Annotated in this window: 27 protein-coding genes; 13 read left to right on the top strand and 14 right to left on the bottom strand. The window is 73.3% G+C overall.

The annotated features are described in order from the left end of the window. Positions 1-60: 60 nt before the first annotated feature. From ACIP67_RS10710 to ACIP67_RS10720, 3 genes are all read left to right on the top strand, one after another. On the top strand, positions 61-1,212 hold the full coding sequence (locus tag ACIP67_RS10710; protein ID WP_401690982.1) for an acyl-CoA dehydrogenase family protein: 1,152 nt from the start codon (positions 61-63) through the stop codon (positions 1,210-1,212). Between the two features lie 70 nt (positions 1,213-1,282). Beyond that, positions 1,283-1,573, top strand: a complete 291-nt coding sequence (locus ACIP67_RS10715) for a YiaA/YiaB family inner membrane protein (protein WP_401690522.1) — start codon at positions 1,283-1,285, stop codon at positions 1,571-1,573. Positions 1,574-1,671: 98 nt separating this feature from the next. Then, positions 1,672-2,319: a TetR/AcrR family transcriptional regulator gene (locus ACIP67_RS10720; RefSeq protein WP_401690524.1), complete on the top strand. Its 648-nt coding sequence runs from the start codon at positions 1,672-1,674 to the stop codon at positions 2,317-2,319. Here the strand turns inward: ACIP67_RS10720 and ACIP67_RS10725 are convergent. Beyond that, a complete protein-coding gene (locus tag ACIP67_RS10725; protein WP_401690526.1) occupies positions 2,310-2,771 on the bottom strand; it encodes a MaoC family dehydratase in 462 nt (153 codons plus the stop codon). The genes ACIP67_RS10720 and ACIP67_RS10725 overlap by 10 nt on opposite strands. A 117-nt stretch (positions 2,772-2,888) precedes the next feature. On the opposite strand from ACIP67_RS10725, the gene soxR reads away from it, so the two are divergent. Continuing rightward, on the top strand, positions 2,889-3,410 hold the full coding sequence (soxR, locus tag ACIP67_RS10730) for a redox-sensitive transcriptional activator SoxR (RefSeq protein WP_401690528.1): 522 nt from the start codon (positions 2,889-2,891) through the stop codon (positions 3,408-3,410). Positions 3,411-3,698: 288 nt separating this feature from the next. Here soxR and ACIP67_RS10735 read toward each other — a convergent pair whose 3' ends face one another. Both ACIP67_RS10735 and ACIP67_RS10740 read right to left on the bottom strand, forming a co-directional pair. After that, positions 3,699-3,911 carry a 3-keto-5-aminohexanoate cleavage protein gene (locus tag ACIP67_RS10735; RefSeq protein WP_401690530.1) on the bottom strand — a complete coding sequence of 71 codons (213 nt, stop codon included), beginning with the start codon at positions 3,909-3,911 and terminating at the stop codon, positions 3,699-3,701. A 113-nt stretch (positions 3,912-4,024) separates the two neighbouring features. Continuing rightward, positions 4,025-4,630: a hypothetical protein gene (locus ACIP67_RS10740; protein WP_401690532.1), complete on the bottom strand. Its 606-nt coding sequence runs from the start codon at positions 4,628-4,630 to the stop codon at positions 4,025-4,027. A 244-nt stretch (positions 4,631-4,874) separates the two neighbouring features. On the opposite strand from ACIP67_RS10740, the gene ACIP67_RS10745 reads away from it, so the two are divergent. Continuing rightward, complete coding sequence (locus ACIP67_RS10745; protein ID WP_401690534.1) at positions 4,875-7,700, top strand: penicillin acylase family protein; 2,826 nt, start codon at positions 4,875-4,877, stop codon at positions 7,698-7,700. A 37-nt stretch (positions 7,701-7,737) separates the two neighbouring features. On the opposite strand, the gene ACIP67_RS10750 is transcribed toward ACIP67_RS10745, so the two are convergent. After that, positions 7,738-8,973 carry an exo-beta-N-acetylmuramidase NamZ domain-containing protein gene (locus tag ACIP67_RS10750; RefSeq protein WP_401690536.1) on the bottom strand — a complete coding sequence of 412 codons (1,236 nt, stop codon included), beginning with the start codon at positions 8,971-8,973 and terminating at the stop codon, positions 7,738-7,740. 205 nt (positions 8,974-9,178) lie between these two features. On the opposite strand from ACIP67_RS10750, the gene ACIP67_RS10755 reads away from it, so the two are divergent. From ACIP67_RS10755 to ACIP67_RS10765, 3 genes are read left to right on the top strand one after another with little or no spacing between them, the layout of a single operon-like run. Further along, a complete protein-coding gene (locus ACIP67_RS10755; protein ID WP_401690538.1) occupies positions 9,179-9,952 on the top strand; it encodes an SDR family oxidoreductase in 774 nt (257 codons plus the stop codon). After that, complete coding sequence (locus ACIP67_RS10760) at positions 9,949-11,616, top strand: class I adenylate-forming enzyme family protein (protein ID WP_401690540.1); 1,668 nt, start codon at positions 9,949-9,951, stop codon at positions 11,614-11,616. The genes ACIP67_RS10755 and ACIP67_RS10760 overlap by 4 nt, the downstream gene beginning before the upstream one ends. A 41-nt stretch (positions 11,617-11,657) precedes the next feature. Next, positions 11,658-12,251 (top strand): TetR/AcrR family transcriptional regulator, encoded by a 594-nt coding sequence (locus tag ACIP67_RS10765; RefSeq protein ID WP_385066881.1) that lies wholly within the window; start codon positions 11,658-11,660, stop codon positions 12,249-12,251. A 296-nt stretch (positions 12,252-12,547) separates the two neighbouring features. Here ACIP67_RS10765 and ACIP67_RS10770 read toward each other — a convergent pair whose 3' ends face one another. The 3 genes from ACIP67_RS10770 to ACIP67_RS10780 all read right to left on the bottom strand — a co-directional run bounded on the left by ACIP67_RS10770 (position 12,548) and on the right by ACIP67_RS10780 (position 15,265). Further along, a complete protein-coding gene (locus ACIP67_RS10770) occupies positions 12,548-13,762 on the bottom strand; it encodes an acyl-CoA dehydrogenase family protein (protein ID WP_401690543.1) in 1,215 nt (404 codons plus the stop codon). A 5-nt stretch (positions 13,763-13,767) separates the two neighbouring features. Next, complete coding sequence (locus ACIP67_RS10775) at positions 13,768-14,790, bottom strand: phosphotransferase family protein (RefSeq protein WP_401690545.1); 1,023 nt, start codon at positions 14,788-14,790, stop codon at positions 13,768-13,770. 178 nt (positions 14,791-14,968) lie between these two features. Then, complete coding sequence (locus ACIP67_RS10780) at positions 14,969-15,265, bottom strand: hypothetical protein (RefSeq protein ID WP_401690547.1); 297 nt, start codon at positions 15,263-15,265, stop codon at positions 14,969-14,971. 112 nt (positions 15,266-15,377) lie between these two features. Between ACIP67_RS10780 and ACIP67_RS10785 the strand changes: the two genes are divergently transcribed. After that, a complete protein-coding gene (locus ACIP67_RS10785) occupies positions 15,378-16,340 on the top strand; it encodes an NADP-dependent oxidoreductase (RefSeq protein WP_401690549.1) in 963 nt (320 codons plus the stop codon). A 155-nt stretch (positions 16,341-16,495) separates the two neighbouring features. Here ACIP67_RS10785 and ACIP67_RS10790 read toward each other — a convergent pair whose 3' ends face one another. The 4 genes from ACIP67_RS10790 to ACIP67_RS10805 form a co-directional block, all read right to left on the bottom strand. Beyond that, positions 16,496-16,819 carry a DUF202 domain-containing protein gene (locus ACIP67_RS10790; RefSeq protein WP_401690551.1) on the bottom strand — a complete coding sequence of 108 codons (324 nt, stop codon included), beginning with the start codon at positions 16,817-16,819 and terminating at the stop codon, positions 16,496-16,498. Then, positions 16,807-17,199 carry a YidH family protein gene (locus ACIP67_RS10795; protein ID WP_401690553.1) on the bottom strand — a complete coding sequence of 131 codons (393 nt, stop codon included), beginning with the start codon at positions 17,197-17,199 and terminating at the stop codon, positions 16,807-16,809. The genes ACIP67_RS10790 and ACIP67_RS10795 overlap by 13 nt, the downstream gene beginning before the upstream one ends. A 132-nt stretch (positions 17,200-17,331) precedes the next feature. Then, positions 17,332-17,847, bottom strand: a complete 516-nt coding sequence (locus ACIP67_RS10800; protein ID WP_401690555.1) for an NUDIX hydrolase — start codon at positions 17,845-17,847, stop codon at positions 17,332-17,334. Positions 17,848-17,907: 60 nt separating this feature from the next. Beyond that, the gene (locus ACIP67_RS10805) at positions 17,908-18,801 is read right to left on the bottom strand and encodes a DMT family transporter (protein ID WP_401690557.1); all 894 of its coding nucleotides are present in this window, start codon (positions 18,799-18,801) and stop codon (positions 17,908-17,910) included. Between the two features lie 667 nt (positions 18,802-19,468). On the opposite strand from ACIP67_RS10805, the gene ACIP67_RS10810 reads away from it, so the two are divergent. The 3 genes from ACIP67_RS10810 to ACIP67_RS10820 all read left to right on the top strand — a co-directional run bounded on the left by ACIP67_RS10810 (position 19,469) and on the right by ACIP67_RS10820 (position 22,002). After that, a complete protein-coding gene (locus ACIP67_RS10810; RefSeq protein ID WP_401690984.1) occupies positions 19,469-20,416 on the top strand; it encodes a hypothetical protein in 948 nt (315 codons plus the stop codon). A gap of 241 nt (positions 20,417-20,657) precedes the next feature. Beyond that, on the top strand, positions 20,658-21,383 hold the full coding sequence (locus ACIP67_RS10815; protein WP_401690559.1) for a molybdopterin-dependent oxidoreductase: 726 nt from the start codon (positions 20,658-20,660) through the stop codon (positions 21,381-21,383). Next, complete coding sequence (locus tag ACIP67_RS10820) at positions 21,367-22,002, top strand: cytochrome b/b6 domain-containing protein (RefSeq protein ID WP_401690561.1); 636 nt, start codon at positions 21,367-21,369, stop codon at positions 22,000-22,002. The genes ACIP67_RS10815 and ACIP67_RS10820 overlap by 17 nt, the downstream gene beginning before the upstream one ends. 5 nt (positions 22,003-22,007) lie before the next feature. Here ACIP67_RS10820 and ACIP67_RS10825 read toward each other — a convergent pair whose 3' ends face one another. From ACIP67_RS10825 to ACIP67_RS10835, 3 genes are all read right to left on the bottom strand, one after another. Further along, the gene (locus tag ACIP67_RS10825; protein ID WP_401690563.1) at positions 22,008-23,231 is read right to left on the bottom strand and encodes a hypothetical protein; all 1,224 of its coding nucleotides are present in this window, start codon (positions 23,229-23,231) and stop codon (positions 22,008-22,010) included. Between the two features lie 107 nt (positions 23,232-23,338). After that, a complete protein-coding gene (locus ACIP67_RS10830) occupies positions 23,339-24,736 on the bottom strand; it encodes a GntP family permease (protein WP_401690565.1) in 1,398 nt (465 codons plus the stop codon). A 265-nt stretch (positions 24,737-25,001) separates the two neighbouring features. Continuing rightward, entirely contained in the window at positions 25,002-25,520 is a 519-nt protein-coding gene (locus tag ACIP67_RS10835) for a gluconokinase (RefSeq protein ID WP_401690567.1), read from the bottom strand. Positions 25,521-25,650: 130 nt separating this feature from the next. Here ACIP67_RS10835 and ACIP67_RS10840 point away from each other — a divergent pair, with 130 nt between their 5' ends. Continuing rightward, positions 25,651-26,352, top strand: coding sequence for a FadR/GntR family transcriptional regulator (locus tag ACIP67_RS10840; RefSeq protein ID WP_389519896.1), 702 nt, complete (start codon positions 25,651-25,653; stop codon positions 26,350-26,352). The last annotated feature ends 79 nt before the right edge of the window (positions 26,353-26,431 follow it).

Genomic DNA, 26,431 nt, shown 5'->3' on the forward strand with positions numbered 1-26,431 from the left:
GCACCCAAAAACTAGCAGCGCTAATTTAAATGTACGGGTTTCAAGTGAGGTGGTCTCGTGGTGTACCTGGGGCTCAGCGAGGAGCAGGAGGCCGTGCGCCGGCTCGCCCGCGATTTCGTGGAGCGCGAGATCGCCCCGCACGCCGTCGCCTGGGACCGCGCCGAGGAGGTCGACCGGGGCATCGTGAAGAAACTCGGCGAGGTCGGCTTCCTGGGTCTGACGATCGACGAGGAGTACGGCGGCTCCGGCGGCGACCACCTGGCGTACTGCCTGGTCACGGAGGAGCTGGGGCGCGGCGACTCGTCGGTGCGCGGCATCGTCTCCGTGTCCCTGGGGCTGGTCGCCAAGTCGATCGCGGCCTGGGGGGACGAGGAGCAGAAGCGGCGCTGGCTGCCGGGGCTCACCTCCGGCGCGTCCGTCGGCTGCTTCGGCCTGACCGAGCCCGGCACCGGCTCCGACGCGGGGAACCTGACCACCCGCGCGGTCCGCGACGGCGCCGACTACGTCCTGAACGGCACCAAGATGTTCATCACGAACGGCACCTGGGCCGACGTCGTGCTGCTGTTCGCCCGCTCCACCGACGCCCCCGGCCACAAGGGCGTCTCCGCCTTCCTGGTGCCGGCCGACACCCCGGGCCTGACCCGCCGCACCCTGCACGGCAAGCTCGGCCTGCGCGGCCAGGCCACCGCCGAGCTGGTCCTCGAGGACGTGCGCGTGCCCGCCTCCGCGCTGCTCGGCGAGGAGGGCAAGGGCTTCTCCGTCGCCATGTCGGCGCTGGCCAAGGGGCGTATGTCGGTCGCGGCGGGCTGCGTCGGGATAGCCCAGGCCGCGCTGGACGCGGCCGTGCGGTACGCGGGTGAGCGCGAGCAGTTCGGCAAGGCCATCGCCCGGCACCAGCTCGTGCAGGAGCTGATCAGCGACATCGCGGTCGACGTGGACGCCGCCCGGCTGCTGACCTGGCGGGTCGCGGACCTGATCGACCGGGGGCTGCCGTTCGCCGTCGAGTCCTCCAAGGCCAAGCTCTTCGCCTCGGAGGCCGCCGTCCGGGCCGCCAACAACGCCCTCCAGGTCTTCGGCGGCTACGGCTACATCGACGAGTACCCGGCCGGCAAGCTGCTGCGCGACGCCCGCGTGATGACCCTCTACGAGGGCACGAGCCAGATCCAGAAGCTGGTGATCGGCCGCGCGCTGACGGGGGTCTCGGCCTTCTGAGTAGCCTTCGTCACCGTCTGAGTACGACGGCGGATGCGGCCGCGGGCCGCGTCCGCCGAGGCTTCTCCCCATGAGTGACACACCGGTCAAGCAGCAGAGCACGGCCGCCTTCTACGGCCAGGCCGTCGCCTCGTTCGCCATCGCCATGGCGGCCACCGCCCTCGGCATCTACCGGCTGGACACGGACGCCTGGGTGCGGGCGTTCCTCGCGATCGCGGTCCTGTACCTGGTGACCTCCGCCTTCACCCTGGCGAAGGTGGTCCGGGACCGGCAGGAGGCCGGCCGGATCGTCAGCCGCGTCGACCAGGCCCGCCTGGAGAAGCTCCTCGCCGAGCACGACCCGTTCACCGAGAAGATCTGACCCCGGTCCCGCCCCCCGCGGCACACACGGGCACACTAAGCAACCGCTCACCTTCGGCGGTATGGTGGAGCTCCTGTACCGAGAGGGGCGAACGAGCGATGAGTACGGCTCAGGAGACGGCCGGCGGCGAGGTCGAGCCGTGGGAGGAGGTCACTCCCGACGCGGCCCGGCGACTGCTCGTCGCCGCCGTGGAGGCCTTCGCCGAGCGTGGCTACCACGCGACGACGACCCGCGACATCGCGGGGCGCGCGGGCATGAGCCCGGCCGCCCTCTACATCCACTACAAGACGAAGGAAGAGCTCCTCCACCGCATCAGCCGCATCGGCCACGACCGTGCGCTGAACATCCTGCGCACCGCGGCCCGTGGTGACGGCAGTGCGGCGCAGCGGCTCGCGGACGCGGTGGGCTCCTTCGTCCGCTGGCACGCCGGGCGGCGCACCACCGCGCGGGTCGTGCAGTACGAGCTGGAGGCCCTGGGGCCGGACGCCCGTGCCGAGATCCTCGCGCTGCGCCGGCAGGTGGACGCCGAGGTGCGCGGGATCATCGAGGAAGGGGTCGCGGCGGGCGAGTTCGAGGTGCTCGACGTGCACGGCACCACCCTCGCCGTGCTGTCCCTGTGCATCGACGTGGCCCGCTGGTTCAACGTGAACGGCCCGCGCACGCCCGACGAGGTCGGCGCGCTCTACGCCGACCTCGTGCTGCGGATGGTGGGGGCGGCGGAGCCGTCGCGGGGGGCTCAGAGGTAGTAGCGGGACACCGACTCCGCCACGCACACCGGCTTGTCCCCGCCCTCGCGCTCCACGGTGAAGGCGACGGTGACCTGGACGCCGCCGGGGACGTCGTCGACGGCGGTGACCGCGGCGGTGGCCCGCAGCCGGGAGCCGACCGGGACGGGGGAGGGGAAACGCACCTTGTTCGTCCCGTAGTTGACGCCCATCTTCACGCCTTCGACCGAGATCAGCTGCGGTCCGAACAGCGGCAGCAGGGAGAGGGTCAGATAGCCGTGCGCGATGGTGGTGCCGAAGGGCCCGGCGGCGGCCTTCTCCGGTTCGACGTGGATCCACTGGTGATCACCGGTGGCCTCGGCGAAGAGATCGATCCGCTTCTGGTCGATCTCCAGCCAGTCCGTGTACCCCAGCCGCTCGCCGACCGCCGCCCTCAGGTCGTCGGCGGACGTGAAGATCCTCGGCTCTGCCATGTCTGCGGCCTCTCTCGCGTCACGAAGTCACCTCTAAGCGACTGCTTAGCATGGTAGGTCGGAAGGGACCTGTCAACGGACCCGGGTGCCGCCCGGCGGGTCGGTAGGCTTCGAGAGGTGCCCCAGATCCCAGAGAAGGTCCACGAACTCACGGTCGGCCAGCTCGCCGCCCGCAGCGGCGCCGCCGTCTCCGCCCTGCACTTCTACGAGTCCAAGGGGCTCATCAGCAGCCGCCGCACCCCGGGCAACCAGCGGCGCTACTCCCGCGACACGCTCCGCCGCGTGGCCTTCGTCCGGGCCGCCCAACGCGTCGGCATCCCCCTCGCCACGATCCGCGGGGCCCTTGCCGAACTCCCCGAGGAGCGCACCCCCACCCGCGAGGACTGGGCCCGTCTCTCCGAGGCCTGGCGGGCCGAACTCGACGAGCGCATCAAGCGGCTCAACCGCCTTCGCGACCACCTGACCGACTGCATCGGCTGCGGCTGTCTCTCCCTCGACACCTGCGTCCTGTCCAACCCCGACGACACCTTCGGCCAACGCCGGTCGGGCTCCAGCCTGCTGGTGGGCCCCACGGACACCGAGAAGCGCGGGAAGAACACCCCGGACACCGCCCCACCCCCCACGAACGGCTGCGCCTGACAGCGCGAGCCCGCACCACACCCGGGCGCGAACGCGCGCGGTCCGGCGCGGGCGGTACCCCGTCGGCGCCGGGCCGCGCGATGCCCCGAACCCCGCCGCCGCGCACCGAGCCGCTCGGCGAAGCCGGTGCCCTCCGCCGCCGCCCGCGCCGCCGCGCACGGAGTGCCGACGGGGAACCGACTTCCTCGACCGGCACCGCGATCGCCGCCACCCTCGCCGCCGTCCTGGCCGGCGTCGGCACACCGTCTTCGAGGGCCTCGTGGTCCGCTCCGCGCTCCTCGTCCTGGCCTACGACGGGCGACGGGCGCATCCGTACCGGTGCAGCGCCGCCGTCACCAACTGAGCGTTGGACAGGGCCCGTCGGCCGTCCGGCAGGACCAGGGTGTCCTCCAGGCCGATCCGGGTCGCCAGTCCCAGCCGTCCCGCCAGCCGCAGCACGGGCCACGGTACCGCCGTGCCGTCGGCCGCGCCCCGCGTCCCGTTCAGACATACCTGCACCATGTCCCGAGGGTGACAGCCACCCCGGGCGGGGACCGGCGGCGAGGGGCCGCGGGGTGACATGCCGGACGGTGACACAGGGGGTGCGGCATCCCCGACGCACCCCCGTCGTCCTCTCAGGCCGACACCAGCAGTCGTCCGCCGCGCCGGGCGTACGCCAGCGCGTCGGGCGTGAGCACGGGCCGCGGCACGAGTATCCCGCAGTCCGTGCAGACCGGACCCGCCGACGGCTCGTGGTCCAGGCCGTACTTCCACACCAGCCGCTCGCCGCCGCACACCGGGCAGCCGGAGCCCGGCGCGCGCTCCAGCGCGGTGATCAGCCGGCGCAGTACCTCGGCCAGCGGCTCACGGGGGTGGACCCGCGGGTCGTCGCACCACGCCACACCGAAGCCGCCCCAGGTCAGCCGGTGCCAGTCGTCCACACTGCCGGGCCTGCGCAGCCCGTCGTGCTTCTCCTTCTTGCGGCGCTCGGCGAACTCGCCCTCGTAGGCCAGCCACACCGCCCGCGCCTCCTCCAGCTCCTCCAGCGCGGCCACGAGCCGCGCCGGATCGGGGGAGCGGTCCTCGGGGCCGAAACCGGCCCGGGAGCAGAGATGGTCCCAGGTCGCCCTGTGCCCGTAAGGGGCGAACCGTTCAAGGCACTTGCGGAGTGAATACCGCCGCAGCGCCAGGTCGCACCGCGGGTCGCGCACCTGTCTCGCCAGACTCCGGAAACCGGCCATCGCCTTGCACCTCCGTCACATCTGCACCTGCACTTCGGTCACTTCGGCGTTCATCGCGCGGACTTCGCACGACGTCGTCGAATAGACGTATCGACACGCGATTCGGCTCCCCTCGGCTCCATCCGATGTCCGATGCCGTCCCACAAGCCGGATGAGGCGACTCCCAAAAGTGACGCATGTTCATCTTCAATCCCGGGGATACCGGCGGTAACCTTCCGGCCACCCCCGTCGCGAGGAGCTGCCGATGCCACGGCGAATCCCACGCACCGCCCTCGACGAACTGAGAACTCCCGGCAGATTCCCCGGGTTCCTGAAGACCGCATCCGTATGCGTCCTGTTGGCCGGTCTTTTGACACCTCTTTCCCCGGCGGCGGCCGCCGCCGGGGCACCCCGCTCCGCCGCTGCCGCCGAGACCGAGGCCGTGGCCGCGGCCGCGAACGACCACTGCGGCGGCCAGTGTTCCGACATCCTGCCGCCCGGCGAGAACGGCAACGCCACCCTCGCCCAGATCCTTCTCAACCAGGCGTTCGGCACCCAGCCCGCGCACGCCGAGGACCAGCTCGGCCCCTACGCCGCTCTGGCCAAGGGCCACTCCACGCTCACCAACGCCACGATCAACACGTTCTTCAACGACGCGTCGTTCGGGGTTCCCGCCGATCAAGTCGCCTCCACCGTCCATCCCGCCGGCCGCGGCGACGTCACGATCGTCCGCGACAAGAAGACGGGCGTCCCGCACATCACCGGTACCACCAGGTACGGCACCGAGTTCGGTGCCGGCTATGCCGCAGCCGAGGACCGGCTGTGGCTCATGGACGTCCTGCGGCACGTCGGCCGCGGTCAGCTCACCTCCTTCGCGGGCGGCGCCGCCTCCAACCAGGGCCTGGAGCAGCAGTTCTGGCGCAACGCCCCCTACACCGAGGCCGACCTCCAGGCCCAGATCGACGACGCCGTGGCCGGCAACGGCGCCCGCGGACAGCAGGCCCTGGCCGACGCCAAGGCCTACCTGGACGGCATCAACGCCTACATCGACGCCTCCGACAGCGGCCGCTACTTCCCCGGTGAATACGTCCTGACCGGCCACAAGGACTCCATCACCAACGCCGGGACCATCGCCCGGTTCACCGTCACCGACCTGGTGGCGCTGGCCTCGGTGGTCGGGGCCCTCTTCGGCTCCGGCGGCGGCGGCGAGGTCGCCAACGCGATCTCCCTGCTGGCGGCGCAGGAACGGTACGGCGTGGAGGAGGGCACCGAGGTCTGGGAGTCCTTCCGTGAACGCGACGACCCCGAGGCCGTCACGACCCTCCACGACGGCAGCAGTTTCCCCTACGCCGTCCGGCCCGACGACCCGCAGGGACTGGCGCTGCCCGACCCCGGCTCGGTGGTCGAGGAGCCGCTGGTCTACGACCGCACCGGCAGCGCGGCCGCCGCCAGCGCGACGACCGCCTCCGCCACGGCCGCCGCCACCGCCCTCACCTCCGCCCGGCGCGGCATGTCCAACGCCCTCGTGGTCAGCGGCGACCACACCGCGAGCGGCCACCCGATCGCCGTCTTCGGCCCGCAGACCGGCTACTTCGCCCCCCAACTGCTGCTGCTCCAGGAACTCCAGGGCCCGGGCATCAGCGCCCGCGGCGCCTCCTTCGCGGGCCTGAGCATGTACGTCGAGCTCGGCCGCGGCCAGGACTACGCGTGGAGCGCCACCACCTCGGGCCAGGACGTCATCGACACCTACGCCGTCGAGCTGTGCCAGGACGACCACCACTACCTGTACCGCGGCACCTGCACGGCGATGGAGAAGGTCGAACAGAAGAACACCTGGACGCCGACCACGGCCGACGGCACCGCGGCCGGCTCGTACACGATGCGCGTCTGGCGCACCGCGTACGGCCCTGTCACCCACCGGGCGACGGTCGGCGGCACGAAGGTCGCCTACACCACCCTGCGCTCGTCCTTCCTGCACGAGGTCGACTCCATCATCGGCTTCCAGATGCTGAACGACCCGGACCACGTCACGAGCCCGCAGACCTTCCAGAGCGCGGTGCAGCACATCAACTACACCTTCAACTGGTTCTACGCCGACGCCGACCACACCGCGTACTACAACAGCGGCGACAACCCGGTGCGCGCGACCGGCGTCGACGCCGATCTCCCGGCCTGGGCGCGGTCCGCGTACGAGTGGCGGAACTGGGACCCGGCGACCAACACGGCCGAGTACACACCTGCCTCGGCGCACCCCCACTCCATCGACCAGGACTACTACATCTCCTGGAACAACAAACAGGCCGAGGACTACGCGACCGCGCCCTGGGGCGACGGGTCCGTGCACCGTGGCAACCTTCTGGAGACCCGGGTGAAGAAGCTGGTCCAGGCCGGCGGCGTCACCCGTGCCGCCCTGGTGAAGGCCATGGCGGACGCGGCCCTCACCGACCTGCGCGCCGAGGACGTCCTGCCCGACCTGCTGAAACTGATCAACAGCTCGCCGGTCACCGACACCACCGCCGCGTCGGCCGTGAGCAAGCTCCAGGCCTGGCTGACGGCCGGCGGTAAGCGCACGGAGACCACGGCCGGTTCGAAGACGTACGCCGACGCCGACGCGATCCGCGTCCTGGACGCCTGGTGGCCGCTGCTGGTGCGGGCCGCGTTCGAACCGGGTCTCGGCACCGGGCTGTACACCGCGTTCACCGCCAACCTGCCCGTCGACGAGACCCCGTCGGCCGCCCACGGCCCGACCGGCGCGCACGCCGGGAGCGCCTTCCAGTACGGCTGGTGGAGTTACGTCGACAAGGACATCCGGGCGGTGCTCGGGGAACCGGTGCAGGGCCCGTTGGCGCGCACGTACTGCGGCGGCGGCAGCCTCAGCGCCTGCCGGGACGTCCTGATCAGCACGCTGAAGACGGCGGCCGGCCGGACCGCGGCCCAGGTCTACCCCGGTGACGACCTCTGCGCGGCGGGCGACCAGTGGTGCGCCGACTCGATCGTCCAGCGCGCCCTCGGCGGCATCGAGCACGGCGCCGTCGGCTGGCAGAACCGGCCCACCTACCAGCAGGTCGTGGAGTTCACCACGCACCGCTGAACCCACGCCGGGCCGGGTCCGTACGGACCCGGCCCGCTCACCCGTACAGCAGGTACTCCTTCCGCAGCCGCCGGAAGGCGGCCAGTTCCTCCTGCCAGTCCGCCACCACCTCGTCCACGCCCGCGCCCGCGTCGATCGCCGTGCGCACCCGGGCGGACCCCGTCAGCCGGTCGATCCAGTGGTCCGGGCGCCACGCGAAGCCGCTCCAGACCCGCTTGGCCGTCACCAGCAGGGCGACACCGGTGCGGACGGGGTCGAAGGCGTCCCGGTCGCGCACATGGATCTGCACCCCGCCCACGGTCCGGCCCTGGAACGTGGAGAAGGACGGCGTGAAGTACGCCTCCCTGAAGTCCGCCCCGGGCAGCTCCAGCCCGTTCACGGCGGCCGCCCACCGCCCGTCGATCCCCTCCGCGCCGAGCAGTTCGAACGGCCGGGTGGTGCCCCGTCCCTCCGACAGGTTCGTCCCCTCGAACAGGCAGGTCCCCGCGTACACGAGGGCCGTGTCGGGGGTCGGCATGTTCGGGCTCGGCGGCACCCACGGCAGCCCCGACGCGTCGTACCACTGCGACCGCCGCCACCCGGTCATCTCCACGGTGTCCAGCTCCACCGGCGCCTCCAGGAACTCCCCGTTGAACAGCCGGGCCAGCTCCGCGACCGTCATGCCGTGCGCCTGCGCGATCGGCCGCCGCCCGACGAAGCTCGCGTACTCCGGCCGCAGCACCGGCCCCAGCGCCGCCCGCCCGGTCACCGGATTCGGCCGGTCCAGCACCACGCACCGCAGGCCCGCCAGGCGCGCCGCCGCCATGCAGTCGTACAGCGTCCAGATGTACGTGTAGAAGCGGGCGCCGACGTCCTGGACGTCGAAGACCACCGTGTCGACGCCGGACGCGGCGAAGACGTCCGCGAGCGGCCGGCCGCTTTTGAGGTACGTGTCGTACACGGGCAGCCCGGTCGCCGGATCGTCGTACCGGCCCTCGGAGCCGCCCGCCTGCGCGGTGCCCCGGAAGCCGTGCTCGGGGCCGAAGACGGCCGTGAGACGGACACGGGGGTCGGCGTGCATCACGTCGACCACGTGCCGGACGTCACGGGTGACACCGGTGGGGTTGGTGACCACACCGACGCGCGCTCCGTGCAGCAGGGCGTACCCGTCGTCGGCGAGGCGTTCGAAACCGGTTCTCGGTCGCCCGTGGCGCTCGGCGGCGGCGTCGGCGCCGGACGCGGGCAGGGACGCCACGGCGGTGGCGGCGAGGAGACCCCGTCGGGAGAGGCGCATGGAGGTATGTGTCCCGCGTCCACCCTTCCCTGCAACATACCGACCGGTTAGTCTGACGCCGCAGCAGGGCCGACGCACCCCACGCCGCGTACCTCCGTCCGGGTGCGCCGTGCAGTGCGGCAGTCGTGCCGTGCCGTGCAGTGCGGCAGTCGTGTCGTGCCGCAGTCGTGCCGCAGTCGTGTCGCAGTCGCGCCGAAGGAGACCGATGGTGCAAGCCGTGCAGGGTGCCGGAGTCGTCGTCACCGGAGCGGGAGGCGGCATCGGCGCCGCCCTCGCCCGCCGCTTCGCCGCCGAGGGAGCCCGCGTCGTCGTCAACGACCTGGACGCCGACCGGGCGAAGGCGGTCGCCGACGAGATCGGCGGGACCGCCCTCCCCGGCGACGCCTCCGCGATCGTCCCCGAGGCCCGGGACGCCCTCGGCGGCACCGTCGACGTCTACTGCGCCAACGCGGGCGTCGCCTTCGACGGCGCCGACACCGGCGCGCCGCTCGACGAGCGCGCCTGGACGGTGTCCTGGGACGTCAACGTCATGGCCCACGTCCGTGCCGCCCACGCGCTGCTCCCGGACTGGCTGGAGCGCGGCGCCGGCCGCTTCGTCTCCACCGTCTCCGCCGCCGGACTGCTCACCATGATCGGCGCGGCCGCCTACAGCGTCACCAAGCACGGCGCGTACTCCTTCGCCGAGTGGCTGTCGCTGACCTACCGCCACCGCGGGATCAAGGTCCACGCCATCTGCCCGCAGGGCGTGCGCACCGACATGCTCGACGCCGCCGGCAGCGCGGGCGACCTGGTGCTCAGGCCGACCGCGATCGCACCACAGGCGGTGGCCGACGCCCTGTTCCAGGGCATCGAGGAGGACCGCTTCCTGATCCTCCCGCACCCCGAGGTCGCCGGGTACTACCAGGCCCGCGCCGCCGACCCCGAGCGCTGGCTGGCGACCATGAACCACATCCAGCAGAAGTGGGAGACCGCACGGTGACCGCGTCACGCTACGCAGCCCAGCCCTGGCTGGCCCTCCTCGACGAGGCCCAGCGCGCCCCCGTCGACCCCGACGCGTCCCTGGTCCACGCCCTGCGCCGGGCCGTCGCCGAGGCCCCGGAGCGCACCTTCCTCACCTACTTCGACGGACGGATCGGCTACCGCGAGGCGGACGAGCTGAGCGACTCGATCGCCGGCCACCTGGCCGCCCGCGGCCTGGAGCGCGGCGACCGGGTCGCCGTCCTGCTCCAGAACTCCCCGCACTTCGTCCTCGCCGTCCTCGGCGCCTGGAAGGCGGGCGCGACCGTCGTCCCGGTCAACCCGATGTACAAGGCGGGGGAGGTGGCCCACGTCCTGCGGGACGGCGAGGTCACCGCGCTGGTCTGCTCGCACCGCGCCTGGGAGTCGTACCTGCGCGACACGGCCGCCGGCTCGCCGGTGCGGATCGTGCTCACGGGCTGCGAGCTGGACTTCCAGACCCGGGGCGACACGCGCGTGCTCACCTTCGAACGGCTTCCGCAGGCACCGGACGCCGACGACCTCACCGCCGTCGCCCGCGCCGGCCACCGGGCGCCCGAGGACCGCGCCCCGGCCGCCTCCGACGCCGCGCTGATCAGCTACACCTCCGGCACCAGCGGCACCCCGAAGGGCGCCGTCAACACCCACGCCAACATCATGCACAACGCCGAACGGCAGCGCACCGGCCTGCGCCTGCCCGAGGCGCCCGTCTACTACGCGCTCGCGCCCCTCTTCCACATCACCGGCATGGTCTGCCAGCTCGCCGCCTGCGTGAACAGCGTCGGCACGCTGGTGCTGACCTACCGGTTCGAGGCGGGCGTCGTCCTGGAGGCGTTCGCCGAGCACCGCCCGCACTACACCGTCGGCCCCTCCACGGCGTTCATGGCGCTGGCCGCCCACCCGGACGTCACCCGCGACCACTTCTCCTCCTTCGTGAACATCTCCTCCGGCGGCGCCCCGCTGCCGCCGGCCCTGGTGGAGAAGTTCCGGGCGGGCTTCGGGCCGTACATCCGCAACGGCTACGGCCTGACCGAGTGCACCGCCCCCTGCGCCTCCGTCCCGCCGCACCGGGAGGCGCCGGTCGACCCGGTGTCGGGGACGCTCGCGGTCGGGGTGCCCGGCCCCGACACGGTCGTACGGATCGTCGACGACCGGGGCGAGGAGGTGCCCTTCGGGGAGCAGGGCGAGATCGTCGTGAGCGGGCCGCAGGTCGTGCCCGGCTACTGGCGGCGCCCCGACGCCACCGCCGACACCTTCCCCGGCGGCGAACTGCGCACCGGCGACATCGGCTTCATGGACGAACAGGGCTGGCTCTACGTCGTCGACCGCAAGAAGGACATGATCAACGCGTCCGGCTTCAAGGTCTGGCCGCGCGAGGTCGAGGACGTGCTGTACACCCACCCGGCGGTGCGCGAGGCGGCCGTCGTCGGGGTGCCCGACGGCTACCGAGGGGAGACCGTCAAGGCGTACATCAGCCTGCGCCCGGGCGCCGACACGGACCCGGATGAACTCGCGGTGTACTGCAAGGAGAGACTGGCCGCCTACAAGTACCCGCGACAGGTGGAGATCCTGCCCGACCTGCCCAAGACGGCGAGTGGCAAGATCCTCCGTCGGGAACTGCGTTCCCGCGCGCACGACAGCCGGTGAGCCAGACGCCGGGACAGCATCGAGAAAGGCAGGTGGCGGCAGTGCCCAGGACGACGGACGGTGACGGGACCCCCGTGCCGCAGCGGCTGCTGGCCGCCGCCACCCGGCTCTTCGCCGAGCGGGGCTACGACCGCACCTCCGTGCAGGAGATCGTCGAGGCGGCCGGCGTCACCAAGGGGGCGCTCTACCACTACTTCGGCTCCAAGGACGACCTCCTGCACGAGGTGTACGCGCGCGTGCTGCGCGTCCAGCAGGAGCGACTGGACGCCTTCGCCGGCGCCGACGAGCCGATCGAGAAGCGGCTGCGGGACGCGGCGGCCGACGTCGTCGTCACGACGATCGAGAACCTCGACGACGCGTCGATCTTCTTCCGCTCGATGCACCACCTGAGCCCCGAGAAGAACAAGCAGGTCCGTGCCGAGCGCCGCCGCTACCACGAACGCTTCCGCGCCCTGGTCGAGGAGGGCCAGGAGGCCGGGGTGTTCTCCACGGCGACCCCCGCCGACCTGGTCGTGGACTACCACTTCGGCTCGGTCCACCACCTGTCGACCTGGTACCGCCCCGACGGGCCGATGAGCCCCAAGGAGGTCGCCGACCACCTGGCCGACCTCCTGCTGCGCGCCCTGCGCCCGTAACCGGGGGCCGTACAGCCCGTCCGGCGTCTGAGGACGAGGCCCGTCCGCATACAGCCCGTCCGGCACTTGAGGACGAGGCCCGTCCGCATACAGCCCGTCCGGCGCTTGAGGACGAGGCCCGTCCAGGGCCGAAACGGGGGTCTGGGGGCGGAGCCCCCAGGTACGGGACGGGTAGGGGCGGCGGGGGCGAGGAACCCCCGGCCGCCCCCAGCCGCCCCCAGCCGCCCCCGGGACGGTCGCCCCCGGGACGGTCGCCACCGGCACGGTCGCCACCGGCACGGTCGCCACCGGCACGGTCACACGTACTTCTTCAGCTCCCGCCGCGCCAGCGACCGCTGGTGCACCTCGTCCGGCCCGTCGGCGAGCATCAGCGTCCGCGCCCCGGCGTACAGCTCGGCCAGCGGGAAGTCCTGGCTCACCCCGCCCGCGCCGTGCAGCTGGATCGCCCGGTCGATGATGCCGACCACCGCACGCGGAGTGGCGATCTTGATCGCCTGGATCTCCGTGTGGGCGCCCCGGTTGCCGACCGTGTCCATCATCCAGGCCGTCTTCAGCACCAGCAGCCGCAGCTGCTCGACCGTCACCCGCGCGTCGGCGATCCAGTTGTGCACCACGCCCTGCTGCGCCAGCGCCTTGCCGAACGCCGTGCGGGACACCGCCCGCCGGCACATCAGCTCGATGGCCCGCTCCGCCATGCCGATCAGGCGCATGCAGTGGTGGATGCGGCCCGGTCCGAGCCGGGCCTGGGCGATGGCGAAGCCGCCGCCCTCCTCGCCGATCAGGTTCGTCACCGGCACGCGCGCGTGGTCGAAGACCACCTCGGCGTGGCCGCCGTGGTAGTGGTCCTCGTAGCCGAAGACCCTCATCGCGCGCCGCACGGTCACCCCCGGGGTGTCGCGCGGTACGAGCACCATGGACTGCTGGCGGCGGATGTCCGCCCCGTCCGGGTCCGTCTTGCCCATCACGATGAAGATCGCGCAGTCCGGGTCCATCGCCCCGGAGATGTACCACTTGCGGCCCGTGACGACGTACTCGTCGCCGTCGCGCTCGATGTGCGTGGTGATGTTCGTGGCGTCGGAGGAGGCCACCTCCGGCTCCGTCATCGCGAACGCCGAGCGGATCTCCCCGGCCAGCAGCGGCTGCAGCCACTGCTTGCGCTGCCGCTCGTCGCCGAACTGCGCCAGCACCTCCATGTTGCCGGTGTCGGGCGCCGAGCAGTTCAGCGCGGTGGGCGCGAGCTGCGGGCTGCGGCCGGTGATCTCCGCCAGCGGGGCGTACTGGAGGTTGGTCAGCCCGGCGCCGTACTCGGAGTCGGGGAGGAAGAGGTTCCACAGCCCCTGCCGGCGCGCCTCGGCCTTCAGCTCCTCCACCACCGCCGGGGTGTCCCACGGCGAGGCGAGCCGGGCCCGCTGCTCCTCGACGACCGCCTCGGCCGGGTAGACGTACTCGTCCATGAAGGCGAGCAGCTTGGCGCGGAGTTCCTCGGTGCGCGCGTCGAACGCGAAGTCCATGGGCGTCAGCCTTCCTGAAGGGTGGTCAGTCCGTGGTCGATGAAGACGGGCACGAGGTCACCGATGCGGTCGAAGCCGCGGCCGACCGTCTGCCCCAGGGTGTAGCGGTAGTGGATGCCCTCCAGGATCACGGCGAGCTTGAACCACGCGAACGCCGTGTACCAGGAGACGGCCGAGACGTCGCGCCCCGAGCGGGCCGCGTACCGTTCGACCAGTTCGGCCGGATCCGGGTGCCCCGGGGCCTCGGCGGTGGTGGAGACGGGCGAGTCGGGCATCCCGAGCCGCATGCTGTACATCACCAGCAGGCCGAGGTCGGTGAGCGGGTCGCCGAGCGTCGACATCTCCCAGTCGAGGATCGCCCGGATCGTGTCGTCCTCGCCGATCAGGACGTTGTCGAGCCGGTAGTCGCCGTGCACGACGGTGGGGGCGGGGGAGGAGGGCAGGTCCCGGCCGAGTGCCGCGTGCAGTTCGTCGATGCCGGCCAGGTCCCGGTTGCGGGAGGCGTCCAGCTGCTTGGCCCAGCGCCGCAACTGGCGGTCGAGGAAGCCCTCGGGGCGGCCGAAGTCGCCGAGGCCCACCTCGGCGGGGTCCACCGCGTGCAGCTCCACGAGGGTGTCCACCAGGGACAGGACGGCGCCCCGGGTGCGCTCCGGGCCGAGCGGGGCGAGCTGCTCGGCGGTCCGGTACGGCGTGCCCTCCACGAACTCCATCACGTAGAACGGCGCGCCGAGCACCTCCTCGTCCTCGCACAGCAGCACCGGCGCCGGCACCGGCACGCTGGTCGGATGCAGGGCGCTGATCACCCGGTGCTCGCGCCGCATGTCGTGCGCGGTCGCCAGGACGTGGCCGAGCGGGGGCCGCCGCACGACCCAGCGCGCCTCGCCGTCGGAGACCGCGTAGGTGAGGTTCGACCGTCCGCCCTCGATCAGCCGGCCGCCGAGCGGGCCGTGGACCAGACCGGGCCGCTCGCGGTCGAGCAGGGTGCGCAGCCGGTCGAGGTCGAGTCCGGGCGGGTGGTCGGGGCTCATGCGTCGCTCCTACGGACGGGTCAACGAGACCTGCCCCATGATGCCGACCGGTCGGTATGCCGTCCAGAGGCGGTGCCCGACGTGATCGGGGCCACCCGGGCACGGCGGTTCCCCGCACTCCGGGCGGGGAACCGCGGCGGCCCCGCCGCCCGCCGCCGTCCCGCGCGCGCGGGACGGCTCAGTGGTCGTCCCAGTGCCCCTCGTGCTCGGCGTGCCGGTGGCCGTCGTGCAGGTAGTCGGCGTGGTCGCCGTGGAGCACGCGCGGGTGCCCGCAGCCCTCGCCGTGCCGGTGCTCGTGCCCCTCGTGGGGCAGGTGCCCGCCGGGCTCGCACTCGTCCCAGTGGCCGCCGTGCTCGCGGTGCAGATGCCCGTCGTGGGCGTAGTCGACGTGGTCGCCGTGCGGGACCTCGGTGTGCCCGCAGTCCGGACCGTGCGGATGCGTGTGGGCCGTGTGTTCCTGGTGGGGGGTGGTCATGGTGCTCACCTTCGGGGGTACGGGGTGGACGACGGCCGGGCTGCCACGCGAACGGCACCTGTCGGGGCATCCGGGCTTGCGTGGCGTTCGAGTACCCCGGAGGGTCGGTGGCATGAAGGGCATCAGCTACAGCCGGTACGGCGGTCCCGAGGTCCTCGAGTACGGGGAGGTGCGCGACCCGAAGGTCGGCCCCGACGCGGTCCTCGTCAAGGTGCGGGCGGCCGCCGTCAACCCGGTCGACTGGAAGTGCCGCGAGGGCCTGCTCGACGGGATCCTCGACGCCGCGTTCCCCGTGGTCCCCGGCTGGGACGTCGCGGGCGTCGTGGTCCGGCCCGGCGCGTCCGTCACGGAGTTCTCGGTCGGCGACGAGGTCATCGGCTACGTCCGCGAGGACTTCCTCTCCCGGGGCACCTTCGCCGAGTACGTCGCCGCCCCGGTGCGCACCCTCGCCCGCAAACCGCGCAACCTCACCTGGGAGGAGGCCGCCGGGCTGCCCCTGGCGGGCCTGACCGCCTACCAGGTGATGACCCGCGCCCTCCAGGTGAAGCGCGGCGAGACCGTCCTGGTCCACGCGGCCGCGGGCGGCGTCGGCTCGATCGCCGTCCAGCTCGCCCGCCACCTGGGCGCCCGGGTGATCGGTACCGCGAGCGAGCCCCACCACGACTTCGTCCGCTCCCTCGGCGGCGAACCCGTGACCTACGGCGAGGGCCTGGCCGAACGCGTGCGGGGCCTCGCCCCCGAGGGCGTCGACGCGGCCTTCGACACCATCGGCGGCGACACCCTGAAGACCTCCGCCAACCTGCTGGCCCCCGAGGGCCGTCTCGTCTCGATCGCCGACGAGGACGTCGTCGACTACGGCGGCCGCTACGCCTTCGTCCGCCCCGACGCCGGGGACCTCACCCGGCTGGGCCAACTGGCGGAACAGGGCGCGGTCTCCGTCCACGTCTCGCAGACCTACCCCCTCGACCGCACGGCGGACGCCCACCGCGCCAGCCAGGAAGGGCGCACGCAGGGCAAGATCGTGGTGACGGTGGAGTGGGAGGAGGAGACGGGGACACGGGCCACGGGCTGGTAGCCGCCGGGTGCGCCCACGCCGGGACGGCCGAGCGGGGGTGCCCAAGCTGGCGGCCCGAGGCGGGGGCGGCCCGAGGCGGGGCCCGAGGCGGGACGCCCGCGCCGGGGGGCGGCCGCGCCGGGGCGCCCGCGCCGGGGCGGCCGAGCGGGGGTGCCCTAGACGACGACCAGGGCCGCCGCGCAGACCGCCATCGCCACCGCGCACAGGACCGCCGCCGTGGCGTGCCGCGAGGCCAGGGCCGGTGGCGCGGGCGCCGCGGCAAGGACGCGGATCCGGCGGTGGGCGAGCAGCAGGAAGGCCAGCCAGAGCCCGCAGCACAGCGCGCAGACCACGATCCCGCCGGCCGACGGCCCGCCGTGCAGCGCGGTCTTCACGGCCAGGACGGCGGCCACGGTGCTCGACAGCGTCGTCCGCCGCCAGGCGAGCCGGGTCCGCTCGGGCTGGAGCCCGGGATCGCGTCCGCCGTTCACCCGTCCCACCCGAGCAGCACCACGGCGACCATCGCGACGGCCACCACCGCGACGGCGAGACTGAGCAGCGCGGGGAACCGGGACGCCGGCAGGTCCTCGCCCCGCCGCATCGCCCGTTCGCACCGCACCCAGTGGTTCACCGCGCGCAGGGAGCACAGCACGCCCGCCGCCAGCAGCGCCAGCGCGAGCCCGACCCGCCAGCCCCACCGCAGGTCGGGCAGGAACTGGTCCACCGCGAACCCCCCGCCGATCAGCGCGAGCGCGGTCCGCAGCCACGCCAGGAAGGTGCGCTCGTTGGCCAGCGAGAAGCGGTAGTCGGGGGTACGCCCCTCCTGCCGCACCCTCTCGGGCACGAACCACAACCGGACGTTCCGCGCGAAGTCGATCACGCTCAGGACCCTACCCGGGGCCCGCCGACCAGGCGTTGCCGGTGCACCCACAGTGCAGGAGACCCGACGGCGCAGGAGACCCCACGGCGCAGGAGACCCCACGGCGCAGGAGACTCCCGGGTGCCGCGCCGCTCAGCCCGTCGCCCGGTGGGCCCGGAGCCGCTCGTACGCCGCCATCCCGTCCGGCACCCACTCCCACTCGGACAGTCGCCGCTCGACCTCCTCCTCGGGCAGGAAGCCGTACCAGGCGACCTCCTCCGCCTGGGGCCGTACGGGCAGTTCGCAGCGCACCTCGTACACCGCCGACCACCAGGTCTGCCCGGCGCCGTCGTCGTACAGGAACTTGAAGAGGAACTCCGGGCGGGGCAGCCCGCTGACGCCGAGTTCCTCCTCGGCCTCCCGCAGGGCCGCGTCGTCGTACGCCTCTCCCGCGCCGACCACCCCGCCGACGAACATGTCGTACAGGGAGGGGAAGACCAGCTTGGTCGGGGTGCGGCGGTGGACGAAGAGCCGGCCGTCGGCGTTCCGCGCCTGGACGAAGACGCAACGGTGGCGCAGACCGGCCGCGTAGGCCTCGCCGCGGGGGGACCGTCCGACGACCCGGTCGTGCTCGTCGACGATGTCGAGGATCTCGTCAGCAGCGCTCATGCGCCCATCCAAGCAGGCGCCGGACCGGCGCCGGTCACCTGGCCGGACCCCGTCCCGGCCTCACCGCGGCTGGAGGCCGCTCACCTGCTCGCGGGCGGTGGTGCCCTGCGGCAGTGCCGGGTGCAGCCCGAGCAGCACGATGCCCGCGACGACCGCCGCGAGGCCCGCCGCCTCCCAGGCCAGCGCGCCGGTGTCGGTGCGCAGCCGGTCCCCGAGGAAGCCGACCCCGCAGAGGATGCCGGCGAGTGGCTGGGCCGCGGTCAGGGCGGGCAGCGACATACGCAGCGGCGCCGTCTCGAACGCGCTCTGCACCAGGATGAGCCCGGTCACCCCGAGGGCCAGCACGGCGTACGGCTGCCAGCCGCTCAGCAGCCCGACGAGGCCCGCCTCGGCGAAGCGGTTCCCGCTGACCCGGGTCAGGGCGTCCTGCACGCCGTACAGGAGCCCGGCCGCGAGGGAGAGCAGCACCGGGGCGGAGGACAGCCGGGTGCGTTTGGCGTACGCCGTGAGGAGCAGGGCCGGCCCGACCGTCGCGCCGATGATCAGCCAGTGCCGCACCGGGTCGGTGACGACGGTGCCGCCGTGCGGTTCGCCCGCCAGCAGGAACGCGCTCACCCCGCCCGCGAGGAGGGCCAGGCCCGCCCAGCCCTGGCGGCCCACGGGCTGTTTGGTCCGGTGGCGGGAGAGGGCGAGCGCGAAGAGCAGGTTCGTCGCCAGCAGGGGTTCGACGAGGGAGATCTCGCCCTTGCCCAGCGCGATCGCGCCCAGCACCATGCCGGCCACCATCAGCCCGATGCCGCCCAGCCAGCGCGGCACCCGCATCAGGTCGAGCAGCAGCCGGGGCCTGAGGAAGTCGCCGAGGGGCGCCTGCTGTGCCGCGCTCTGCTGGAGGACGAAGCCGAAACCCAGGCAGCACGCGGCGCTCACGGCGAGGACCAGAACCAGAACCGACACGCTGCGTACCTCGATCATCGGGTCGGGCCACGGGAGTGCGTTGTGGCCGACTGTAGACCCCCGGCGCCCTCCAGGCCCGGGAGCGCCCGGAAACGGCTTCCGGGACGGCTTCGGAACCGGGCGGCCGGCGCGGTCGCGGCACCCGACGGAACCGGCGCGGGGCTCGGAGACCCGGGGCGCCGGTACGGCCATGCTCCGGGACGGGGACGGCGGGCGCCATGGCGTACGCCACACCGCAGCCGGGCGCACCCGGCCCCACCAGGCCGGAGCCGCGGCCAAGTCCCGCGAATACGGAGGAAGTTGACACCTGTCATGTGACCGCGGCCCTTGACGGTGGACGCGAGCTGAGGATTTCCTGTGGGTCACCGGGCCGCTCGCGGGCCGCTGCCAGGCCCGTCACCGAGGAGGTTGAGGAAGTCCCGCGGTGCCCCCACCCCCCGCTCCCCCTCGACCGAGACCCGAATCCGGCCGAGGCCTGCACCCGGACCGAGGCCTGAATCCAGACCGAGACATGAATCCAGACCAAGACCTGCATCCGGACCGAGCCCCGGACCTGGGCCGAGACCTGAATCCGGACCGAGCCCGGGACCAAGGCCGGGACCAAGACTTGGACCGAGCCCGGGACCGAGGCCTGGCCCCGGACCGAGGCCTGGCCCCGGACCGAGGCCTGGCCCCGGACCGGACCCGGGACCGCGAGCCTGCGGCCCGCCCGCCCGACGCCGGTCCCGGCGCGGCGCTCGACGACACCGACCTCGCCGCCGCCCGCTCCGCCCTGGCGCAGGGCCGCTGGCAGGCCGCCCGCTCCCTGCTCGCCCGCACTGGTGACGACTGGGACCGCCGCGGCCACCGCGTCGCCGTCCTCGCCCTCGAACCGTACGCCGCCGCCTGGGCCGGTGCGTGGCTGCTCGCCGAACCCGGCTCGGCCGACGCGGCCGTCCTGCGCGCCCTGGCCCGGGTCCGCCGGGCCCTGCGGGGCAAGGAGGACCCGTCGGGTGCCCGCGCGGCCTGCCGCGACGCCGCCGCGCTCGCCCCCGCCGACCCCACCCCGTGGCTCGGACTGCTGATGCTGGAGGACGAGGGCTCCGCCGACGCCGTGCGGATCTTCGAGGAGATCCGCGCCCGCCACCGCGACCACCACCACGCCCACCACCTGATGGTCGCCCTGCTCGCCGAGCGCCGTGCGGCAGCCGGTCCGGACCCGTTGCACGAGGTCTACGAGTTCGCCGCCTGGGCCGCAGAGCAGGCGCCCGCCGACTCTCCGCTGGCGATCCTCCCGATCGTCGCGCACGCCGAGCGCTACCGTGCCCTGGCCACCCGCGGCTTCGCCCCCGCCGACCCGGCCACCGCCGCGCACTGGCGCGACCACCGGGCCGCGGACGTGATGAAGGCCGCCTTCGACTGGTGGCTGGAGTGGGAGCACGACGGCCACCCCCGCCGCCTGGTCGACCTGAACTACCTCGCCCACGCCAAGGTCTGCGAGGGACGGCCCGCCGAGGCGGCCGCCCTGTTCCACCGCATCGGCGACCACGCCACCCCGGCACCCTGGTCCTACCCGGACCGCGACCCGTACACCGCCTTCCGCGCGGCACGGACCGGCGCGCTCGGCGGCGGCTGACCACGCACCGGGACGCTTCCCCGCTCCGATGACACGGGACGCTTCCTCCCCCATAGGACACGGGAGACCGCGTAGGACACGGGAGACCCCATAGGACACGGGAGACCGCGTAGGACACGGGACACCGCGCCCCCGGGACCGGACAGGGCGTTCTCTGAGGACCAGGTGAGAAATGGCGTCGGATCACCGACGACCCCTCGGTCCCTGGCCACGCCGGGCCCCCGAGTGCTCGAATGGACCCGTGCATCCCGAACAGCCCGAGGAACGCGGCACCCCCGTCGGCCGCCGCGTCTTCCTCGGCACCCTCGGCCTGGGCGCCCTCGGCGTCGTCGCCGCTCCCAGCCTCCAGCGCGCTCTGGAGGGCTTCCTCGGCGGCGCCGCCGACAAGGACCCCACCGGCCTCACCGGTCTCCTCCCCAACGGCGGCGGCTTCCGCTACTACTCGGTGACGTCCTCCGTCCCCCGCAAGAACGCCGACACCTACCGCCTCACCGTCGACGGCCTCGTCGACCGCCCCGCCGCCTACACCCTGGCCGACCTGAAGGCCCTGCCCCAGACCCGTCTGGTCAGGGACGTCCAGTGCGTCACCGGCTGGCGGGTGCCCGAGACCCCCTTCGAAGGCGTACGGCTGTCCGCGCTGCTCGACGCGGCCGGAGTGCGCGCATCGGCCGGCGCCGTCCGCTTCACCTGCTTCGACGGCGCCTACACCGAGAGCCTCACCCTCGCCCAGGCCCGCCGCGCCGACGTCCTCGTCGCCCTGCGCATGCAGGACGAGGACCTGGGCCACGACCACGGCGGCCCCGTCCGCCTCTACGTGGCGCCCATGTACTTCTACAAGTCCGCCAAGTGGCTCTCCGGCATCACCGTCACCGAGACGGTGCGGCCCGGGTACTGGGAGGAGCGCGGCTACGACGTCGACGCCTGGGTGGGCCGCTCGAACGGACGCGACGATGAACCCACGAGCTGAGACCGCGCCGGCCGCGTCGGCCGCCGCCCCGAGGGTCCACCGCTTCACCCCGGCCGAACGGTGGGTGCACCGGACGACGGCCGTGCTGATGGGCGTGTGCGTGGTGACGGCCTCCTTCCTCTACGTCCCCGAGTTCGCGCAGCTCGTCGGCCGCCGTGAGCTGGTGGTCCGCGTCCACGAGTGGGCCGGCCTCGCCCTGCCCGTCCCCGTCCTCGCCGGCCTGGCGTCCCGGGCCTTCCGCGCCGACCTCGGCCGGCTCAACCGCTTCGGCCCGCACGACCGCCGCTGGCTGCGCGCCGCCCTGCGCCGCGACCGGCGGCGGGAGTCCCGGCCGGCCGGCAAGTTCAACGCCGGGCAGAAGATCTACGCCGCCTGGATCGCGGGCGCCACGCTGGTGATGCTCGGCACGGGACTGCTCATGTGGTTCACCCACCTCACCCCGATCATGTGGCGCACCAGCGCGACCTTCGTCCACGACTGGCTGGCCCTGACCATCGGCATCGTCCTCGCCGGCCACATCGGTATGGCTCTGGGCGACCCGGAGGCCAGGCGGGGCATGCGGACCGGGGCGGTGAGCCGGGAGTGGGCCGGGCGGGAGCATCCGCTGTGGCGCGGATGAGGGACTCAGGCGACGGGCGCACCGGCACCTGAGCGGGGCGGCGGGCGGCGGGCGCCGGAGCCGGAGCCGTCCGAGGCGCCCGGCGGTTGCGGGGATTCCGGCCCGGGTGAGCCCGTGGGGCCACCACCCCGCGGGCCCACCAGCCGGAAGGCGTCCCTCTTGACCGCTTCCGTCGCCGCGTACCGCACGACGACGTCGACGGGCCGCGGAGGCCCGGCGTCGCCGACAGCGGGAACGACGACGTCCAGCACCACCCGGTCACCCCGCGATCCAGATTCAGATCCCGATCCTGATCCCGGTCCCGATACCGCCCCGGTCTCCGCCCCGGTCTCCGCCCCTGTTCCGGACATCACTCCCGACCCGGCCCCCGCTGCCGACACGGCCGCCCGCCGCCCCCCGATGAGCACCGTCCCGGCCCGTACCAGCTCCGCGGGATCGAACGGGACGCCGCGCAGCGCTATGCGGACGGTCTCTCCGGGACGTGCCTCGCCGTCGTCGCCCGCGTCGACCGCGGCGACGCCGTAGGAGCAGGCGGGTGCGGCGGTCGCCGGGGCGTCGGCCAGCCGGACGGTGCCCGAGGGGCGGGCCCGGTGGAAGGCGATCAGAGCGGCGAGCACCCGCCGGGCGGCGGATCCCTTGCAGCTGTTCACCGCGCCGGCGAGGGCCGCGTGGTCCTGTTCGGCCACCTTCCAGCTGCCGCCCCGGCCCTGGACGGCGAGGCAGGCGTGCGCCAGTCCGCGCAGCACCGTCCACTCGCCGGCAGCCGCCGGAGCGGTGGGGATCGCGCGGAGGGCGTCCGCGCACCGGTCGGGCGCGCGCAGGAGGTCGTACACGGACGCCGGGTCCGGCCGGTGGTCGGCATCGGGGGAGGCGGGCCCGGGCGGTAACCAGGTCACGGTGGCCACCGGGCGGCGGGCGGTCGTGCCCGGGGAGGGGACGGACGGAGGGCCCGTGCCGGCCGCCGGGCCGACAGGACGCTCCGCCTCCGGCGCCGCGGCCTCGCCCGTCTCCGCGGAGCCCAGCGCGCTCGCGGCGGGGGTGGGGCTCGCGGGCAGACGCCCCTCCGGCGACGACGACCCGTGCCGGCCCGGGTCGCCCGGCGCGCTGCCGACGCCACCGCGCGGCGGCGCACCGGCATGCCCGTCGCCCTCGTACACGGCCGCCGTCACGATCGCCACGGCGCCCGCGACGAGCACGGCCGAGACGCGCGTGCCGAGCGAGATCGCCATGACGCCCCCCAGTCGTCGGTCCCTTCATGATGAGCCGTCCCCCCGGCTGCCGGAACCCCGCGACGAAAGGTCCGTACCGCGCCGGGGAGTCCAGCGGCGCCGTATCCCTAGATGATCAGCGACAGGAGCAGGACCAGGCCGCCGGCCACGACCGAGATGATCGTCTCCATCACGGACCAGGTCTTGACCGTCTGGCCGACGCTCAGCCCGAAGTACTCCTTCACCAGCCAGAAACCGGCGTCGTTGACATGGCTGAAGAAGAGGGAGCCGGCACCGATGGCCAGGACCAGCAGGGCCGTGTGGGTGGTCGACATGTCGGCCGCGAGGGGAGCGACCAGACCGGCCGCCGACACCGTCGCCACCGTCGCCGAGCCGGTCGCCAGCCGGATCACCACCGCGATCAGCCAGGCCAGCAGCAGCGCCGGGATCGACCAGTCCTCGGAGATCTCCAGGACCATCTGTCCCACGCCGGAGTCGATCAGCGTCTGCTTGAAGCCGCCGCCCGCGCCGACGATCAGCAGGATGCCCGCGATCGGCGCGAGGCCCTTCTCGACGAGCTGCTGGAGCCGCTCCTTGGAGAACCCGGCGGGCCGGCCCAGGGTGAACATGCCGACGATCACGGCGGCCAGCAGGGCGATGAGCGGGGAGCCGACGACGTCGAAGACGCGCTGCACGGAGTGCTCGGGGTCGTCCACGACGATGTCGACCAGCGCCTTGGCCAGCATCAGCACGACCGGCAGCAGGATGGTCGCCAGCGTGGCGCCGAAGCCCGGACGGCGCTCCAGCTCCTCCGAGGGGCGCTGCGGGATCATGCGGTCCGGCGCGGGCACGTCCACCCAGCGGGCGGCGAACCGGGAGAACACGGGACCGGCGATGATCACGGTCGGTATGGCGATCAGGACGCCCAGCGCGAGCGTGACACCGAGGTTGGCCTGGACGGCGTCGATCGCCACGAGCGGGCCCGGGTGCGGCGGGACCAGGCCGTGCATCACGGACAGACCGGCGAGCGCCGGGATGCCGATCCGCATGAGCGAGAAGTTGCCGCGCTTGGCGACCATGAGCACGACCGGGATCAGCAGTACGACCCCGACCTCGAAGAAGAGCGGCAGACCGATCACGGACGCGATCAGCACCATCGCCCACGGCATCGAACGGCCGCCCGCCTTGGCGAGGATCGTGTCCACGATCTGGTCGGCGCCGCCGGAGTCGGCGAGCAGCTTGCCGAGGATCGCGCCCAGCGCGATCAGCACGCCCACCCCGGCGACCGTGGAACCCAGGCCGGTGGTGAAGCTGGTGATGGCCTTGTCGAGCGGCGCCCCGGCGAACGCGCCCAGCGCGAGCGAGCCGATGGTGAGGGCCAGGAAGGCGTGGAGCTTGAACTTGGTGATGAGCAGGACGATGACGGCGATACCGGCCAGCACGGCGATGCCCAGCTGGGCGTGGCCGGCCGAGGTGATCGGCTCGACGGTGTCCGCTGCCAGCATCTCGACGCTGAGTCTGGTCACGGGGGTCACAGGGGTCCCTTACTGATACGGGGGAGGGGGGAGGGGGAGAAGGGGAAGGGCTCGCGCGGACGGCTCGCGCGGACGGCGCGCGCGGACGGCGCGCGCGGACGGCGCGCGCGGTCGGCGTGGCCGGTGCGCGCAGGCGGTCTGAGCGGCCGGTCCATGCGGCCGGTCAGCGAGGCCGGTCGGATGCGGCCGGTTCACGACGCCGGTCTGTGCGGCCGATCTGCGACGCCGGTCTGGGAGGCCGGTCTGGGAGGCCGGTCTATGCGGCCGGTTCGGGGAGCGCCGTCAGGGCCTCCATGGCCCGTCGGCTGATCTCCTCGGGACTGCCCGTCACCTCCACGACGACGCCGGCCTCGTCCTCCTGGAGCGGCTGGAGCGTGGCGTACTGGGAGTCGAGCAGCGCGGTCGGCATGAAGTGCCCCTGCCGCTGCGTCATCCGGTCCTCGATGAGTGCGCGGTCGCCCGCCAGGTGGACGAAGACCAGGTCGGGCGCGACCGCCCGCAGCCGGTCCCGGTAGGACCGCTTCAGCGCCGAGCAGCTGACCACCCCGCCGAGCCCGGCCCGCCCGTGCGCCCAGGTGCCGATGGCGTCGAGCCAGGGCCACCTGTCGTCGTCGTCGAGCGGGGTGCCGGCCGTCATCTTCGCGATGTTGGCCTGCGGGTGGAAGTCGTCGCCCTCGGCGTACGGGACGCCCAGCCGGGCGGCGAGCAGCGGACCGATCGTGGTCTTGCCCGTACCGGCGACGCCCATCACCGCGACGACGTGGGGGGTTCGCATCTCTGCCTCGCTGTCTTCCTCGACACCTGATGTCGACGACACTGAAACCTATTAGGTACGACGAATTCAAGAGTCTGTGACAAATAAGTCTGACTTTTTGGTGCCGTGACGTACCCCGTACGCTGAGTGCATGACCACTCCGGGCCGGGGTCTGCACGGCCAAGTACTGGACACCCTCGGCCCCGCGATCACTGCGGGCGAGTACCCTCCGGGCAGCGTCCTGCGCACCGACGAGCTGGCCCAGCGCTTCGACGTCTCCCGCTCGGTGATGCGTGAGGCGGTCCGCGTCCTGGAGTCCATGCACCTCGTCGAGTCCCGCCGCAGGGTGGGCGTGACGGTGCGCCCGAAGGCCGAGTGGAACGTCTACGACCCCCAGGTCATCCGCTGGCGTCTGGCGGGCGCCGACCGTCCCCACCAGCTGCGCTCGCTGACCGTCCTGCGCTCGGCGATCGAGCCGGTGGCCGCCGGGCTGGCGGCGCGGAACGCCACGGCGGGGCAGTGCGCCGAGCTGACCGAGTGCGCCCTCGGGATGGTGGCCAACTCGCGCGGTCACCGGCTGGAGGCGTACCTCTTCCACGACGTGGCCTTCCACCGGGTGATCCTCGCGGCCTCCGGCAACGAGATGTTCGCCCGCCTCGGCGATGTCGTCGCCGAGGTCCTCTCCGGCCGTACCCACCACGAGGTCATGTTCGAGGACCCCGATCCGGCCGCCGTCACCCTGCATGTCCAGCTCGCGGAGGCGGTCCGCGAGGGCGACGCGGACCGCGCGGAGAAACTGACCCGGGAGATCACGGCAGGCGCGCTGCAGGAACTGGACATCCTGGCGCCCTAGCCCGCCACTGCCCGCGCCCCGCACCACCGCGGCCCACCCCGTACGCCGCACCGCCGCGGCCCGCCACCGTCCCCGCGCG

The sequence above is a fragment of the Streptomyces sp. NPDC088812 genome (assembly GCF_044750285.1).
In the GTDB taxonomy this organism is placed as follows: domain Bacteria; phylum Actinomycetota; class Actinomycetes; order Streptomycetales; family Streptomycetaceae; genus Streptomyces.

Bases quoted from the DNA above. Each gene is read 5' to 3' on its own strand.
- ACIP67_RS10840 (WP_389519896.1), top strand. From the start codon at position 25,651: ATGACCACTCCGGGCCGGGGTCTGCACGGCCAAGTACTGGACACCCTC.
- ACIP67_RS10800 (WP_401690555.1), bottom strand. From the start codon at position 17,847: ATGAGCGCTGCTGACGAGATCCTCGACATCGTCGACGAGCACGACCGG.
- ACIP67_RS10755 (WP_401690538.1), top strand. From the start codon at position 9,179: ATGGTGCAAGCCGTGCAGGGTGCCGGAGTCGTCGTCACCGGAGCGGGA.
- ACIP67_RS10825 (WP_401690563.1), bottom strand. From the start codon at position 23,231: ATGGCGATCTCGCTCGGCACGCGCGTCTCGGCCGTGCTCGTCGCGGGC.
- ACIP67_RS10820 (WP_401690561.1), top strand. From the start codon at position 21,367: ATGAACCCACGAGCTGAGACCGCGCCGGCCGCGTCGGCCGCCGCCCCG.
- ACIP67_RS10775 (WP_401690545.1), bottom strand. From the start codon at position 14,790: ATGAGCCCCGACCACCCGCCCGGACTCGACCTCGACCGGCTGCGCACC.
- ACIP67_RS10780 (WP_401690547.1), bottom strand. From the start codon at position 15,265: ATGACCACCCCCCACCAGGAACACACGGCCCACACGCATCCGCACGGT.
- ACIP67_RS10715 (WP_401690522.1), top strand. From the start codon at position 1,283: ATGAGTGACACACCGGTCAAGCAGCAGAGCACGGCCGCCTTCTACGGC.
- ACIP67_RS10725 (WP_401690526.1), bottom strand. From the start codon at position 2,771: ATGGCAGAGCCGAGGATCTTCACGTCCGCCGACGACCTGAGGGCGGCG.
- ACIP67_RS10785 (WP_401690549.1), top strand. From the start codon at position 15,378: ATGAAGGGCATCAGCTACAGCCGGTACGGCGGTCCCGAGGTCCTCGAG.
- ACIP67_RS10835 (WP_401690567.1), bottom strand. From the start codon at position 25,520: ATGCGAACCCCCCACGTCGTCGCGGTGATGGGCGTCGCCGGTACGGGC.
- ACIP67_RS10740 (WP_401690532.1), bottom strand. From the start codon at position 4,630: ATGGCCGGTTTCCGGAGTCTGGCGAGACAGGTGCGCGACCCGCGGTGC.
- ACIP67_RS10770 (WP_401690543.1), bottom strand. From the start codon at position 13,762: ATGGACTTCGCGTTCGACGCGCGCACCGAGGAACTCCGCGCCAAGCTG.
- ACIP67_RS10720 (WP_401690524.1), top strand. From the start codon at position 1,672: ATGAGTACGGCTCAGGAGACGGCCGGCGGCGAGGTCGAGCCGTGGGAG.
- ACIP67_RS10750 (WP_401690536.1), bottom strand. From the start codon at position 8,973: ATGCGCCTCTCCCGACGGGGTCTCCTCGCCGCCACCGCCGTGGCGTCC.
- ACIP67_RS10735 (WP_401690530.1), bottom strand. From the start codon at position 3,911: ATGGTGCAGGTATGTCTGAACGGGACGCGGGGCGCGGCCGACGGCACG.
- ACIP67_RS10745 (WP_401690534.1), top strand. From the start codon at position 4,875: ATGCCACGGCGAATCCCACGCACCGCCCTCGACGAACTGAGAACTCCC.